The 16,015-nt window shown below is 67.0% G+C and carries 5 protein-coding genes; 1 reads left to right on the forward strand and 4 read right to left on the reverse strand.

Annotated features, from left to right (window positions below):
* Positions 1 to 234: 234 nt before the first annotated feature.
* Entirely contained in the window at positions 235 to 13,158 is a 12,924-nt protein-coding gene (locus ACSFBC_RS06310) for a filamentous haemagglutinin family protein (RefSeq protein WP_435509470.1), read from the reverse strand.
* Positions 13,159 to 13,820: 662 nt separating this feature from the next.
* Here ACSFBC_RS06310 and ACSFBC_RS06315 point away from each other — a divergent pair.
* The gene (locus ACSFBC_RS06315; RefSeq protein ID WP_435509471.1) at positions 13,821 to 13,985 is read left to right on the forward strand and encodes a hypothetical protein; all 165 of its coding nucleotides are present in this window, start codon (positions 13,821 to 13,823) and stop codon (positions 13,983 to 13,985) included.
* Between the two features lie 19 nt (positions 13,986 to 14,004).
* Here the strand turns inward: ACSFBC_RS06315 and ACSFBC_RS06320 are convergent, their stop codons facing one another.
* From ACSFBC_RS06320 to ACSFBC_RS06330, 3 genes are all read right to left on the reverse strand, one after another.
* Positions 14,005 to 14,226, reverse strand: a complete 222-nt coding sequence (locus ACSFBC_RS06320; protein WP_435509472.1) for a hypothetical protein — start codon at positions 14,224 to 14,226, stop codon at positions 14,005 to 14,007.
* Positions 14,227 to 15,419: 1,193 nt separating this feature from the next.
* Positions 15,420 to 15,767, reverse strand: coding sequence for a type 2 periplasmic-binding domain-containing protein (locus ACSFBC_RS06325; RefSeq protein ID WP_435509473.1), 348 nt, complete (start codon positions 15,765 to 15,767; stop codon positions 15,420 to 15,422).
* Positions 15,764 to 15,904, reverse strand: coding sequence for a hypothetical protein (locus ACSFBC_RS06330; protein WP_435509474.1), 141 nt, complete (start codon positions 15,902 to 15,904; stop codon positions 15,764 to 15,766). Before ACSFBC_RS06330 ends, ACSFBC_RS06325 begins: the two co-directional genes overlap by 4 nt.
* Between the last annotated feature and the right edge of the window lie 111 nt (positions 15,905 to 16,015).

Below are 16,015 nucleotides of genomic sequence, written 5' to 3' on the forward strand. Positions count from 1 at the left end.
ATGGTGCAGCACGCGCCGATGCAGCCAGCCGTAGTTCACGACCAGGCACTCACGCACGCGCTACCGGGGGATGCCTTGCCCGCTCCCTCGGCGTCCTAGCGGTCGCCCCTGGGATCCGGAGACTTCAGGCGCAACCAGGGACTCATATCCAACATGGGAATCTCCGCATCTTGGCCCTCTCGAAGGATCGCACCGCTGGTGTTGCGCGCGAAACGCACGAGAGGGTTCAGGCAACTACTTGCTTCGCCGCAGCTCGCGCTGCTCAGCTTCGGACAGCTTCGACATCACGGCCGGGTCGAACGCATCGCCGTGCGCCGCGATCTGAACGAAGCTGCGTGGGTCATAGGGGATCGGTGCCTTGCTTTGCATACCGGCTCGCGGCAGCGGCGGTGCCTGTTTCCCCTCTTCCACCGGCTCGTTGCCGAAGCCCAGCACGCGCACCGTGAAGACCGAGGGCAGGTTCTGGCGAGCCGATGCTCGGTCACGCTGCATTACGTCCTGAGCTGCCGCACTCGCTTGCGAAGCCGCAGCACTGGCATTGGTGAGCGCGCCGACGTTCACTGCTGCAATCGTCGGAATGCCTGACGACTCGCCCTTGACCGCGATGTTGGCGGCATTGACCACGTGCAGGGCCGCGATGTTGACGTTCCCCGACACGCGGATGCCTGCTTCGCCCGCATCGATGGTGCCCAGCGGCGCGATCAGGTCGATGTCGCCGGCCGGCACCTCCGCGATAGGCGCCAGCGTCGCGATGCCCGCGCCCGTGCTCGGCACGTCCGAGGACAGCGTCACGTTGCCCCAGCTGTCGTAGGCGCGCTTGGGCGGCGTGTAGACCACGGTCGTCTTGGAGCCGCGGCCCGCATTGATGTCGCCCTCAGCCGACCAGGCGAGGATATGACCGCCAAAGGTGGTCATGATCCGGCTCTGCCCGAGCAGGATATCGTCCAGCGCATACAGGTGTATGTTGCCCGCGCCCTGGGTGACAACACCCGGAACGACGCCAGTCACTGGTACCGGCACCTTGCCCTCGACGCCGAAGATCTGGCTGCCGCCCGGAGTCAGCATCTCGATGTCGCCGCCGAACAGGGTGTTGACCCCGGCCGAGCCATACATCGTGATGTCGCCCTTGTAGGTGATCGGCCTGCCCTGCGCATCGGTGCTGGGGAACAATGCTGTGATCGCATTGCGACCGCGCAGGTAGCTGCCCTGGCGGGCGCTCGTGGTGTCGTTGTATTCACGTCCACCGGCCTTGAGTTCGGCGAAGTACACGCCGCGCGCATAGACGCGTTGCTGCTCGGGCGACAGCCGGTTGAAAACCGCCAGGGCGTCTTCCGAGCCGTCGTAGCCGAAGCGCTCCTCGAGCCAGTTCACCAGATGCAGCTGGCTTGCCTCGCGGTAGTCGTTGGGCAGGATGCGCTTGGGCTGGCTGCTGTCCGCGTCGCGACTGGCCTGCAGCTTGTCGAGGAAGGTTTGCGCCTCCTTGTCCTCGCCCGTGAAGCCGTGCGCCTCGCGCAGCCAGTCGGCCAGGCTCAGCTTTCGGCTGTAGACGTAGGGCACCTTGCCCGGCTGGCTGGCCAGCGAAGCGCCGGCGTCCGCGAGGTTCGCCGGGTCCAGGTAGCGCCGCAGGAAGCCAGCGTAGTCGGCGCCTTGGCTGCCCAGGCCGGCCTGCATCACGATGCTGGCGCCGGGTCGTGCGTCGCCGGGCACCACCGGGCCGATGCTGCGCACGGCGGTTTCGCCGTACACGGGCACCCCTTGCAAAGTTTGTCCGACCTGCCCCGCCATCAGGATGTTGCGGCCCGCGCTGATCTCGAGCGTGCCGGGGCCGGCAACGTCGAAGCTGCTGTAGAGGATGTCGCGGCCGGCCTCGACGATGGAGACGTCGGTGGGGTTGTTGTGGACGAACAGGTTGCCGGTTCGGGCGCCGGAGCCGTAACCCGAAGAGGTCAACGGTAATTCGTTAGGAAGAAACGGAGATATTTGCCCGAGCACGGATCCGGAGCGCACGATGTCGCGCCCGGCACGCATCCAGACCGGCCCCGCTCCCTCGTACCACGTCTGCCCGATCCGTCCACCGCCAATGAACGCCAGGGTTCCGCCACTCTCCAGGCCGAGGATGTCGCCGTCTCGCGCATACAGCCGCGCCGGTACGATCGTTTTTCGAATGGCAGCCGCTGCTGTGTCGGGACCGAATGCGAACAGCGAGTATCTACCGCCCCAAGTCAACTCCGGAAACACGGCATCGTCTGCCAAGTTATCTGCCTGCAGGGCAAGTCCATCTGCTGGCTGCTGGGCCGCAAAGGCGGGCCTCAGCGGAGTCGGCAGCGCGTCAGCGCTTGCCCCGGACTGAGAAACGACAGAGCCATCGGCATAGATGGAATTTCCTGCCAGCAGACTCAGCTTAGCATTGGCCGACGGAGCGAGGAGCAGAGATTGGCCCAGCACCGAATCCCCTCGCAAGAACACGTTGCCTGCGGCCGCCACCGCCTGGAGTTGCGATGGGTAGACCAGCCGACCGTCCGTCGCATCGTAGTCGCGCCGTGGCATGCCTTCCGGAGCCTTGGCCATTGGTGTCACGGGTGCGAGATCCCCGCCGCCGGACATCAGGTTGATGGCGGTGTTTTCTGTCCACAACGAGAACCAGCCATGGCCGCCCGACGGGTAAGGTATGCCATTGAAGGTAAAGGGCAGCGAGTACGGCAACGGCACACGTCCTGGGTCGCCGCTGCCGGCCAGGACCAAGTCCCCGCGGGTGTCCAGCGTCGCGATGGCATCGCCCAGCTTCAACACGAGACCTCCCGTCGCAGTGCCAAGCGAGGCCGTATTCGGATCGTAGGCGCGAATGTCGCGCGAATCCGGCGCCCCAAGACCGTACGACAACGCAATGCCCCCTAGTTCCCCCGCCCGCACTTGCACGGCGCCGCGCAGATTGGCCAGCACACCGTTGACATCTGGATTTTGGAGGCTGTAATTGTCGACCGGTGCATTAGGGTCGCCGCGGCCAGACGCCGCCCGTGCTTGCAATCCGGCATTCACGTTGCCAATATTTAGCCGCAGATCGCCCCCTCCCGTGAGCATCAGATGACCATCGGCAGTCACTCTTCCGGTACTCCCCACCGCCAGTGCCAGGCCTTCGCTGCGAGGCCTGTCGCCCACTCCGCCGCGCCGAGAGAGCATGCCGGCATTGCCCCCCACCTCGACATCCACGTTGCCGCCGCCCAGAGTGCCGATGCCGGTGAAGCCGACGAGCTCCGGGATGGCGGCCACGGCCAGGCGATCTGCATCGTCCAGCGCCCATTCCTCATTCGTCACGGCTGCTCCGAGGACATACGCCCCGAAATTAATCCACCAAGCGGTGTCGATCGGGTCCACGCCAATGGTGCCGCCACTGGCTTGGCGCCACAGCCAGTTGCCCATGCTGGAGTTGCTGCGCTGTGAACGCAATTCTTGGCCAAGAGGATAGCCGTTCGGGGTATAGGTCCCGAGCAAGTCTCCCGCCAGATTGCCTCCGGCTCGCAGCAGAAGGTTGCCGCCGCCGTCTGGGTGCCAAGCGGTGTAGCCACTGTGATTAAAGGCAGCGGAGGTACCCGCCGTGTAGATACCGTAGAGCGAGTGCGTGGCGACATCGCCACTGGCGATGAGGTCCAGATCGCCGGTCCCGGTGCGAAGCACGCTGAAGTTCTGTGCCACCGGATGGACCTTGATCACCTCGCCGGTAACCCATTTGTCCGGTGTCCCGGGAATCTCGGGCGTCGGCTCGCCGAGCGAAATGCAGATGCCCGGATCCATACAGGCCGACTGCAGATCGTCCGAAACGGGCGTACCGGGCTTGAAGCCGTAGACCTCCGCGCCCAATCCATCCCATACGTAGCGGACTCGCACACATATGCCGGCGTCGACACAGGCCGATTCCAATTCAGCAGGAACCGGCGTGTTGGGTTCGAAGCCATAAACCTCTGCACCCAGCGCGTCCCAGTACCACTTTCCGCCCGGCTGCGCCGGCGTGCCCGGCGTACCCGGAACCAGCGTCTTCTCGCGCTGCTCGTACAAGCTGTAGTGCGTGTCGGCCAGCACCAGGCTAGCCTCGGCTCCCGGCCGCACGATCCGGGTGTCGGCCGCGGCGATGTCCGCCCCGGCTACGAGGCGCAGTGACCACGACAGCGAGCCCTCGGGCAGCATGGCCGCCACCGCCCAATTGCGCCCCATGCGGCCGTCGTTCACCGTGCGCAGCGGCACCGACAGCGCGTCGTCCGGCAGCTTCACATCGGTCATCGACGGAATCAGCGCGCCCGTCGGCAAGGCCAGGTTGCCGGCCAGCAAGACCGACAAGCCCGGCAGCGGAACGCCGCGCGGCCAGGCCAGCGCCTTCAGCGCGGCCTGCGCCGGTAGCACGCTGCCGGCATCCAGGCGCGTGTCGGCGGGCAGGGTCACGCCCTGCCGCAACACCGTGCCCGCGGGGTACAGGACATTGCCCGCGGCATCGCGCACCGCGGCGCGCAGCACGGTGCCGGCCGGCAGCGTCAGCGCCTCGTTGAGCGTCGCCGGCACCGGCACGACAGTGCCCGCCGGCAGCGTCAGGGCCTGGATCGGCAGGTCGTAGTTGAGCACCTTGCCGCCTACGAAGCGCGTGCCCTCCGCCAGCGTGACTCCTGGCCCCGGCACCACCACGTCGCCGCCATAGCCCTGCACGCCCGGGGTCAGCACCCACCCCTTGTCGTCGAGCGAATCGGGCGGCGGCGCGAAGCCGTCGTTGATGCTGCCGTAGATGGAGAGATTGCCGCCCGCGCGGATCGCCAGGGCGCCCGGCTCGCCGGACCCGTAGACGCCGGTCTTCTGCACATGCGGGTTGAGGCTGGCGTAACGGTAGCCCGACAGATCGATGTCGCCGCTGACAACCATCGCGCCGTCCGGCGTGGCACTCACGATCTCCACCGCCGGCCGCAGATGGAAGGCGTCGCGGTAGCTTGCGTTGTTTAATCCCGCCAGCTTGCGGTTCAGCAGGTCGGCATTGGCCAGAGCCTTGTCGATGAATGCCGTGCTGTCGTCGTGCTTGCGATTCAGGTAGTCCTGGTCGATCACCTGGTAGGGCCGGCCATCGGAGGACAGGTCCAGCACCGGTAGGCCGTTCGCGTCCTTAACCTTGCCGTACTCGGCATCGGCGTAGCGCTGCACGGCATTGACCGCGATCGACCTCGCGCCCCGGATGTCGAGCCGGCCGCTCGCGTCGATGGCGATGTCGCCGTGGGTGGCCGCTCCGGTTGTGCCGCCGCCGCCCGCGCCATCGATCCGCGGCGCGTACAGGTCCAGCGTGCCGCGCTCGCGGCCGTCGTACAGCGCGGGGCGCGCCTTCACCCGCGCATCGTCGGTGCCGTGGCGCAGGTCAATGCGTGCACCTTCGGCCAGCGTCAGCAGGCCGTCGCCCGAATTGAGTTCGACCATGGCTCGGTTCGGGCTGTCGATGATCTGGCCGTGGCTGTCCAGCCGCAGCTGTGTGCCGTGCGCGTCGAGCACCGCGCTGCCCACCAGCGTCAGGCCCTGCTTCGCGGCCAGGCGGATGCTGCCGACACGCTCGCCGCTGGCATCGACGGTGCCCGCCACGGTGAGATGGCCGTTGTCCAGCGAGACCTCGACCTGGCTGGCCTTGAGATCGTTGCCGATGGTCAGGCTTCCCTGCTTCAGCTGGAAGCTGCGCAGTCCAACCACCTCGCCGAGGTTCAGCCGCTGGTTCAGCGCGGCGAACTGCTCGTCCAGGCTGCCGGCACCGCTCAGGCGCTGGGCCCGCAGCTCGATACCGCCCGCCAGGTAGGGCACCATGGTGCCGCCCGCGTTGTAGTGGCCGCTGGCCCCGCCAAGGATGTGGCCCTGCAGGTCGACCAAGCCCGCAGCCTCGTCCAGCGCGATGGCGGTCAACCGCCCCGCCTGGTTGTTACGGGCCGAGAGATCGATGATCGAATCCGCGGCCTGGCGGATGTTCCCGCGGCGGCTTTCCAGCGTGGCATCGCCGCCCCAGCTGTACTGGGTGGCGCCCGGATCGCCGAAGAACGTCACGCTGCGCCCCGACAGGTCGAGCCGGGCCCCCCCACCCAGCACGAGGTCGGACTCCGCGGCCAGCGTGAGCTTGCCGCTGGGCAGCGCCACGGTGGTGTCCAGGTTCAGCGCGCCGCCAGCTGCGAGCGACAGCTCGGCGCCCAGCGGCTGGATCCCTGCCGCATCGGCCGCGCCAGCAGCCGGCGCGGTCACTGTGATCGTTCCGCCCGCCGTGATCTTGTTGACCGAGCCCGCCTCGCCGGTGAGTAGCGGCGTGACGATGTTGAGGTTGCCGCCGCTGTACTGGTAGCCCTTACCGGCCACGTATTCGCCCTGCCGCTCGTAGACCGCCAGGGAGCCCTTGTTGTTCGCGGTGATGCGCTCGCTGGCAGCGAGGTTGACCTTAGCAAAGCCCAGCACTTGCCGGTCGAGCGCGCTGACGCCGTCGGGCTGTCCATAGGGACCGTAGCCGAAGGTCATGCGCTTGGCCTGCACGTCCAGTGTGCCGCTCCCCGTGCCGGCACCGCCGGCCACCACCGCCCCGGGCTGTCCGGCCGCACCGTTCCAAATCAGGTGGCCGGTCTTGATTCGGGCCGTGTCGCCGGCGCCGCCGTAGCCGTAAACGGCCGGCGTGGTCAGCATCAGGTTGCTCAGCCGCGACTTGCCGTCCGCGTCCAGCGTGGACAGGGTCACCGAGCCGAGGAAGTTCAGCGAGCCCCCCGCGATCAGTTCCAGCGTCTCCAGCGCCGGCGCGCCAGACTCAGCATCGCCCTGCAACAGGCGGTCCATCACCTGCTGGTTCAGCGCAAGGCCCAGGGCGAGCGCACCGCGCGCGCTCGCGGCGGCCAGCGATTCGGTGCTGCCGACATTGAAGGCCCCGACCGCGAGGCTCAGATGGCGCGTGCCATAACGCACCGCGCTGTCGAGCTCGAACTCGTTGTCGGTGGCAAAGGCGATGCTGCCTTCCGAATACAGACGGGTCGTCCCCGTGCAGCCGCCGGCCGTGCAGAGACCGATGCGGATGGGACCTGGAGATCCGTTGTCATTTTTTTGCGGCGCCAGCCATTGCAAGCGGCCGTTGGAGACAGCCACTACGCTGTTGTTACTAGGCTGGTAAATGAATCCTTTGCTCGAGTCATAGGCTGCCGCACCCTGGCCCAGGGTGTTGATGACCGCGCCCTGCTCGATCTCGATTGATCCGCTGATCGTCGCAAAGCCCTTCGTGATTAACATCACTTCCGGAGCCGCGAGCGTCGCGCCGCTGCGCATGACGATGGCGCCGGCTGGCGTGCCGCCCTGATCGAACCGCACCAGATTGCCCCCCTGGCCATACACCGCCAGCGGCATGCCACCGATGGCGATCCGGTTCACGTCCACCTTGCTCAAGTCCGAAGCCTGCAGGGCAACGCCATAGTCCATGCCGGGCACACTCCGATCGCCGAGGATCTCGATCGTGTTCCCGAGCACGGCCAAGGTACTGCCAAACCCGTCCTTCGCGGGTTCGCCACGCACCGTGCCTTCGAACCGAAAACTGAGTTCCTGCGGGTTCGCCGTTCGATCGGCGAGTTCGAGCAGCAGTGCCTTGGCGTCCGCCTCGAGCTGGGCGCGCGGCACGCCGAGCCGGGCCGCATCCGTGCGCACGAAATCGGAGTAGGAGGTTTCGTTGTACTGCGAGTAGGTGCGCAGCACGTCGGCCGGCGTCAGGATCACTTGGCTGGCCAGGCTGTCTCCGATGGAGGTGCCCGCCACCGACAGGCGGCCCGAGGTGGACCAGGAGCGGTTGCGCATGGCGATCGGCACGGCCGGCACTCCCTGTTCTCGCAGCCCGCCCGCGCCGTTGATCTCCACGCGAAAGGCGCCCGGCAGCAGCGCATAGGTAGAGGGCATCAGCGTGTAGGTGCCCGCCGGCAGGCCGGGCACGCCGGCGCCGATGGTGATCTGCTGGCCGACGACAGGGTCCACCGCGCCGGCTTCTCCACCCAGCGGTGCCTGGCTCGCCTGCTTGCCCGGCACGATCGCGTAGACCGGATTGCTGCCGAGTCCCGGCAGGGTGAAACCCTTGCTGGAGATCTGCATCAGGGGATTGAAACGCGCGTCGGTGGAGCCGCCGCGCCCAGACACGAAGCCCGCACCCGCGAGCGTGCCGCCGCCCGACAGATCGATCGTGGCGCCTTCGCGCACGTCCACGTGCTGGCCCAGCAAGCGCACGCTGCCGGCCGTCCCCACGCCCTGCAGCTTGACCTGCTCACCGGCGTACTGCCAGGCCACGCCGTCGCTCGTGCCGCCATAGGGCATGACCAGGCCCGCCGCGCTGACGGAAGTCTCGCTGCCCTCGAGCAGGTTCACGGCGCGCGTGATGCTACCCTCGTCGCCCCCCTTGTTCACGCCGAGATACAACGCGCCCAGCGGCGCGCGCAGCACGCCGCCTTGATCGATCACGGCCGCGCCCAGTGTCAGGCTGCCGAACACCGAATACGGCAACTCTGACAATTCGTCGGTCGTGCGCGCCAGGCTCAGGGTCCGCTCGGGATCGAAGCCGGCGATGTTGCCACGCCAGCCGGCATAGACCTTGGCCGCGGCGCCGGTGACCGGATAAATCTGCGCTGCGGCCAGGGTCAGGTCGCCCGGCGCGTAGACCGTGCCCGAATCGATGCGCAAGTCCCCGCCGCTGCGCAATGCGATCTGCCCGATGCCGCGCCGGTCGATTAGTGGGTCGTCTGCGCTGGTGACGCCCGGAATCGTCAGCCGCCCGCCGCTGCCCAGGCCCTGGCCGCCGCGCACGTCGAGCAGGCGACCGGCTTCCAGGCTCAGACTGCCCACGGGAGGCTGTTGCGAGACGTTCAGCCGCGAATCGCCGTAATGCATGCCCAGCCAATCGATACGGCTGCCCGAAGGATTGTCGGCCAGGGCAGAGGCTGCCAAACGGATGGAGGGAGCGGCCAGTTTCACCCGGCTGTCCACAACCGCGGCATCCGTCCATCCCAGCGAGCCCGCATAGAGATTCAACGCCTGACCCAGCGACAGGGACACGCTGCCATCGAAGGCGATCATGCCGCCGCTGTGCAGCGTCAAGGTATCGAAGCCTCCGGTGCTGACCTGGTCGGCCCCCAGGCGCGCATGGCCGTACTGCAGCCGATCGGCAGCCACTTCGACGCCGACGCCTGCGGCCAACGCGCTCGGCACCTTTCCCTGACCCAGCACCAGTTCGCGGATCTGACGCAGCGGCGCCGGCGTTTCGGGAATGACGCCGAAGTTGGCGATGCTCACCGACAGGTGCCCGCCCGCCGCTCCCGCACCGCCTGCCAGCGCGCGCATCTCGCCGTCGAGGTAGAGCCCCCGGGTGGAACCGAGCGAGATCGAGCCACCATGGCTTGCAACTGCCGTGCGGCCCTGCCCCGGCACGTCGAGCACCGCCTGGGCGCCCGAGGCATCGAGCAGCGCGCCTTCGCGCAGCACCACGAACCGGTCCACGGCCGTGCTGCTGCCGTCGCGCGGATCGACTTCGCCGCCGATCACGATCTGCCCGCCATCGCCCACCAGCCCATAGCGACGGCCCTGCACGTCCACCGCGGTGGCCGCGCGCGCTGCGACGTCGAGCACGGCATGCTCGCCGATCCAGGCCGACAGCCCCTTGGCCTCGTCGGCGTTCAATTTCGCGGCGATGCTGCCCAGCTCGATGCGACCGCCCCAGGCCTCAAGCCGGCCGTCCACGGTCAGCTGCCCAGCGCTGCGCAGCACGATGGACTGCCCGGGATCGACGGCCACGCGCGCATCGCGGCCGATTAGCAGCGTGGTCGAACTCGCGGTCGTATCGGCATCTCCAGCCTGCAACGTCAGGCTGGCGCCGGCACGCCGGGTCAGCACGCCCGCCGTGGGATCTTCCTGGTACAACGGCGGTGTCCAGACCTCGAGCGCCGCGGAAGACGGACTGCCCGTCGGCAGATCCTTGGCGCCCGCCACGAGGCGAAACACCGGCATCCTCGCCTCGACCTGTGCACCGTCGGCCACTGTCGTCCCGTGCTCGCCCACGACCTTGTAGGCCGAGAAGCCCTGGGTGAAGAAGTCGCTGTCCAGGCGCAGCGTCCCGAGCTCCGCGGGCGCATCGGGCGCGCCGCCGATCAGCACCCGCGCCGTCTGCAGATCCAGCGTGCCGCCGCCTGCAACCCCATGGGCGCGCAGTTGCCCTTGCAGGGACAGGACCCCGTCGACGGGCTCGGTGCCCGCGCTGGCACTGGCGACACCACGGCCAGCCTGCAGCGTGATGTCGCCGCCCTTGCCGCCCTTGACACTGGCATCGCTCATGATCGCCGCGCCCGAGGACACGTCGATCAGCGAGCCCTGCGCCAGCGCGACGTCGCCCGTGCTGCGCAGCGAGACGCGCCCGCCGTTCCGGTAGGGCAGCGCGGCAATGTCCGCCGGGTCCTTCAGCAAGTTGCTCCACAGGCCTTGGGTATCGATCCTGACGCCATCCGCGACGGTGACACCGGCCGTCACGCCGTTCGGTGCCGCCAGGATGGTGTCCTCGACGCGGAGGTTGCTGCTGACCTGCTCGAGCACATTGCCGAGGCGGATCGTTCCGCCCGCGCTGCGGAGATCGGCCTTCACCTCGACCTGCGGCCCGTACAGCGTGATCTCGCCGGCCGGCGCCATCTGCAGCGCGCCCTCCACCGCGATGCGCCGGCCCGCGGCGATCCTGATGCCGCCGAGCTCGAAGCCGCTGAGCTGCGCGCTGTCCAGGTACAAGGTCGTGCCGCGGTCGTCGGGCAGCACGCCGTCCAGGCCCAGGCCGGCGGCGATCTTGCGTGCCTCTTCGGCGATGACCACGTTCTGCGGCGTGTCGGCATTGGCGCTCAGGCCGTACAGCCAGCTGCCGCTACTCTTGACGTAGTAGGGCACGTAGCTGCCCACCACGAGCTGGCCGCGGCGCGCCACCGCCTGCTGCGACTGGTTGTAGCCGTCGAGCGCGGCCTGCGCCGCCTGCGTCTGGCGGCTGCCCTGGAAGGTGTCGCCCGCGATCTCGCCCTCGAGCACCGCGCTCTTCGTGCCGATCACCAGCACGCCGGCATCCCGGCCCGCGGTGTAGCCGCTCTCCAATCGCCGCTGCGGGCCGATCAGCGGGTTGTAGAAGTAGTCGGTGGTGTTCTTGCCCCAGCGCGCGTGCTCGTCCTCAAAGCCCTTGTACAGGCCCTTGTAGAGCAGGTCGCCCGGCGCCCTCGACACTTCGTAGAGCCGGCCGTCCGAACCCTTGAGCCAGCTCTGCTTGAGAAAGCCGGTCTGCACATCGAGCGTGCCGCCCGACAGGTTGACCAGCGAGCCGCTCTGGGTGACGACATCGTTGCCCGAGAACTGCACGATGCCGCCCTGCGCCATCCATTCGCCCACCGTGTGGCCCTGGGTGCCCAGATAGCCCGACACCTCGAGCAGCCCGCCGGCCGTGTACCAGCGATCACTGGAGTAACCATTGGTGCCCTTCGGCACGAAGACCAGACTGCGGCGGTCGATCCAGACGTCGTTGTTGTTGAGGCTCTTGCCGTCGCGGTTGATCGGGGCATCGCGCTGTTCGTTGCCCTGGATGTTGACCTTGACGTTGTTGGACTCCATCGAGACCTTGACGCCGATGGCGCCCGAGACGTCGATGAGCGCGCCCTCGCGCACGAGGCTGCGCCGCTTCGCATCGACCATCACTTGGCCTCCGGTGGCCAGCGTCAGCGAGCCGCCTTTGAAGTCGGCCGTGCCGCCGCTGCCGATCTCGATGCGCGAAAGGTCTCTGCGGTCGTTGCCCGCCGCAATGATGTCGCCCGTGCTGTCGATGACCGGCGCCATCAAACCCGCGCGCTGGCTATCGAGCGCGGTGGCATTGCCGGTGTCCAGCACGATGGCCGTGGTGCTGCCCGCGCCCAGCGTCACCGTGCCGGCATCGCCGATCGCCTTCAGGTGGACCGTGCCGCGGGTGTTGACCGAGGTGCTGCTCAGGACCACGCCGTCCTGGCGCACCTCGCGTCCCGTCAGCGTGACATCGCCCAGCGGCGCCTGGATCAGCCCGCTGTTGACGACCTTGCCCGCCAGGCTGTCGGAGCCGAACGCGGGCGTCACCTCGTTGCCGCGCGTGGTGGAGAGCTGGTTGCCGGTCGAGCCCACGCCCTTGCGGATGAAGAAGCTGTCGCCGGCGGCAAGCACCGTCTGGCCCGACGGCGTGCTGATCTGCCCCGCGTTGTGCACCTCGCTGCCCAGCAGCATCACGTAGCCGCCGCCCTGCGTGGCCGACTGGGGCGTGCGTGTGCTGATCTGCGCACCGGCCTGCACCTCGACCTTGCCCAGCGCATCGGTGAAGCTCGCGTTGGTATCGCTGCCGTACACACCGCCGCCGCGGAACTGGTCGTCGGTGATCTTGGCCGCGGCGGCCACGAGGTTGCGCGTGTCGACCTGGCTGGTGCCCGAGAACACCACGCCATTGCGGTTGGCGATCAGCACCGTGCCGTCGGCCTTGATCTGGCCCTGGATCTGCGAAGGGCGCGCCTGCGGATCGTTGACCTTGTTGAGCACGGCCCAGCTCGGGTCCTGCTTGAAATCGACCGTGGTGTTGCGCCCGACGTTGAAGGTCTCCCAGTTCAGGATCGCCTTGTCGCCGGCCTGCTGGATCGCGACGTTGGTGCGGCCGTCGACCTGCGTCTGCACCGGTGCATTGGCGTTGTGCCAACCGGCGGTGAGGCTGTGGGTGTCGATCTCGAGGCCGCCCTCGGCCAGGCCGTCGGGCACCGAGGGATCGTTGCCCGCGGCACGGCGCGCGGCTGCCTGCGCGGCCTGCTGCGCGGCGATACCACGTGCCGCGAGATTCAAGTTGCTGATTGAGCGATTCAGTTGCTCATTGGCACGTTGCTGCTGCCCCTGCGGGCTGGTCAGCATCGAGGCGGGCATGCCATTGGCGAGTCGGCCAGTTTGCATGGCGTTGTTCTGAATCAGGTTCTTCTGCGCCATCCAGCCTGCGCTGAAGGCGCGCTGCGCGTGCGCACCGCCGACCACGCCGCCCGCCGCCATCAGCACGGCGATGGCCCGCGCCATCGGGGCCAGGCGCCACGACATACCCCTCGGTTGCCCTGCCTGTTCCTTGCCGCTGCCCCTGTGAGTGCTCATGAGAATTCCTGCCGAAGTGGATGTCGAAGCCAGGCCAACTGCACGCACCGGGGCGTGGGTGACCGTTTTTCTAGACGAGTACCAACTGGCAAACCCGCAGACCGATCCTCGAAAAATTTGGCGGCCGGCATTTTCATCCGTCTCGCGGCCGGCGGCGCGGGAACGAGGACCTTTCTTGCACGAAGGATTCGCAGGCGAGCGGCGATCGCCGTCGCCAATGGATTGCTGGAATGGGTCTGCGCATCGATCTAGAAGAGAGCAGCTTGCCAAAGCCGCCTCCAAATCCTCGAAAACACTATCAGATGACGATGAAAGCGGCCTCACGCCGTTGACTGCCCCCGGACGGCGCGGCGTCGGCAGTGCCCGCACCGGCGTCGCTTCCGGCCGGCCCGCACTTCTCGACGATGCCGTGAACGCGCCCAGGGCCTTGCACTGACGCGCCCTGGCAGGCATGCCTGCTGGGAGCGGCGATGGCACCGACCTTCTGGCTCGTGGACACGCTGCTGGCGATCGATCCGCGCAACGATCACCCGCCTTCTAATTCTCGCTGTGGGGCAACGTTGCGTTCTGAAATGCGGTGCGCATCAACCAGCGCCAGCTCCGGCAGCCCTATGCCTACCGCTAGACGCTGGCGCTGCATTACCGCAGTATGCTGCCGACGCATGAGCGCGACCCTGTTCGGCCCTGCCACGCTCGCCGCGGTCGCCACCGCACTGCTGTGGAACCTGCTGCTGGTCTGGCTGTTCGGCTGGCTCTCGTTCGCGCATGCGGGCGGGTTGCATGCGCGGATCGGGTTCGTCTATCCGCACCGTGGCCCACGGACCTAGGTTCGCGCGTCAACGGCTCCTACGTGTCGAGATGCTGGGCCCGCAAGGTGCGCAACAGGTCATGGTTGATGCGAAACTCCTCGGATTCGCCATGGAACAGCGCACTGTTGGCCAGGCGACGGAAGACGATGCCCACGACGTGCGGATGGGCTCTGGCCACGTTCATCTCCTGGACGAATGCGCGCGACTTGGGCATCGGCTCGGAGCGCAGCAGGTAGCCGACGAACCAGCGCCCCTGCATCTTTGTAGCCCAGGCCCTGGCGCACGCGCTTGGGGTCGGCATCGAATAGACGCCTGCAACAGCAAGGCGCGCACGATGATCCGAGCGCCGATCACGCTCGCGCACTGGGCGCCCAGTTCGTTCGACACCGAATCCTCGTCGGACAGCAGGCCATCGATCCCGCCCGCAGATCGAGCAAGCCATGATCGCTCTGCACGAAGGTCTCCAACCACAAGCCATGCGAGAGATCCAGACCCAGGGCTCGCCATAGCGGTCGACTAGCACCGGCGCGGGCTGCGCGATTTCGGCCTGCTTCGACAGCTCCCTGTCCAGAGCGTGCATCGGGATGCTGCCGGGCTGCCGTAGGGAATGTTGAATCTCGGTTTCTTCCCTCTCATCTTCTGGATTTCTCCGTTCGCCCGAAGTGCCGCATCTCATGCATCCGTGAGACGTGAGCACGCACGGCCCCGCATCGAAGGAGCACCGCGGGCATCCACCCCCTGGCCATCACTCTCAGGCCGGACGGCCCTTGCCGGTGCAGACACTCGCGTAGCCAATGCTCTCCGGGTTGGTGGAGATGAAGAACGCGTTGTAGACAGCGGTCCTCCAGTTGGCCGGCAGCTTCATGAACGAATGCGCGGCGATCGCTGCGTCGTTGTCCGTGGTGTTGTAGTGCTGGCGGGAGAAGTTGCTGATCCGGGCGTTGTCGGTCGCGCTCGCATAGCATTGGCTGATGATCAGGTGGACGCATCAATGAACGGATAGCCATACGAGGGGTTCGCCACGGCTGCACTGGAAGAGCCAGCACCGATACCCCAATACGCGGCCGGAGTCGCCGGATTGGCCGGCGGATTGACGGAGAGCGACCCTGAAGCACTCAAATCAGACGGCAGAAAATTGTGTGTCACGCCATTGATCGTGCGAGTGATAGCGACCACCTTGGACGGATCGTCGAGCGCAACCTTTTCGGGGCTTTCATAGGTGATGGAGTACGGGTAGCCAAAGCCGCCATCACACCATCGCTGCCGGTCATGGCCATGTATTTGCCGGTTTTGCTGACGTCTACGACCGACGAGAAGGTTCTGCTGACCGCAGGCACCCTGATTCCGCTCACGAAGTTGAGGGGGCGTAGAAGATTTCGTTGGTACCGTTGCTGTCTGCGCGATAGATAACTTGATCGGCTGGTTCAGAGTCGAGAATCCAACGACCTGGTTTCAGTTGACGATGCTCGGGTCGGCGAAGATCTGTGCCAGCTGGACGCTGGTCAGATTCACCGAAGTGAGGGCAACCGGCACCTGGATCAGTCGGCCAAAGTTCGTCTTTCCCAGCGTGGGGTGTGCGTTGTAGGCGTTTTCCTCGGCGTCGGTCAACAGTGAATCGCTGCCGGCGTAGTCGACGGTCACCGCCGGCGAGTAATAAGGAGCACCGCCAACTGTCAGCAGGCCCGAGTTGTTTTCGAAGAAGGAGTTCTTGCCCGCGCCGCTGCCCACGCCGACATAGGCGTTAAAACTCGAGCTGAGGATCGTGCCCGCAACTGTCTTGTTCCGAATGCTGGGGGTCAACGCCGTAGCATTCGCGGCCAGCCATAGAGCCCTTCGGGCAGCGTCGCACCGCCGCCCACGACTTGGACCGAGACGCCACCGATCCAGGCTATCACACTGAAGACGAGCAGCGCTTTGTGCTTGAAGACAGTATTCATTCAATACTCCTCGAACATTCTTCAAATAGAGACCCGAGGAGTCGCGCGGAATCTCAAGCGACCCGCTCGCGACTCGATTCACGCCGCTTCACTCTGGGTACAGGGCTGATT

It is taken from the genome of Variovorax frigidus, assembly GCF_051216515.1.
GTDB lineage: Bacteria > Pseudomonadota > Gammaproteobacteria > Burkholderiales > Burkholderiaceae_C > Variovorax.